The sequence below is a fragment of the Paraburkholderia sp. SIMBA_054 genome (genome assembly GCF_046534875.1).
GTDB lineage: Bacteria > Pseudomonadota > Gammaproteobacteria > Burkholderiales > Burkholderiaceae > Paraburkholderia > Paraburkholderia hospita.
Window position 1 is genome coordinate 1 of sequence record NZ_JAWRXV010001511.1, and the last position, 243, is coordinate 243.

A 243-nucleotide genomic window follows, 5' to 3' on the forward strand; every position below is an offset into this window, starting at 1 on the left:
GGGCTGTGCGTGGTACGTAACGGCCAGGTACAAAGTCATCTGCCGTTACCCATTGCCGGGCTGATGAGCACCGACACGGCGCAGTCGCTGGCGGAACAAATTGACGCCTTGAAAGCCGCCGCCCGTGAATGCGGTCCGTTACCCGATGAGCCGTTTATTCAGATGGCGTTTCTTTCTCTGCCAGTGATCCCCGCGCTAAAACTAACCAGTCAGGGGCTATTTGATGGCGAGAAGTTTGCCTTC

The 243-nt window shown here is 56.8% G+C and carries 1 protein-coding gene; it reads left to right on the forward strand.

Features of this window, described 5'->3' with window-relative positions; all coding sequences use genetic code 11:
* Positions 1-243 (forward strand): adenine deaminase C-terminal domain-containing protein (locus tag SB822_RS60080; RefSeq protein WP_410859509.1); only part of this gene is annotated, 243 nt, incomplete at both ends.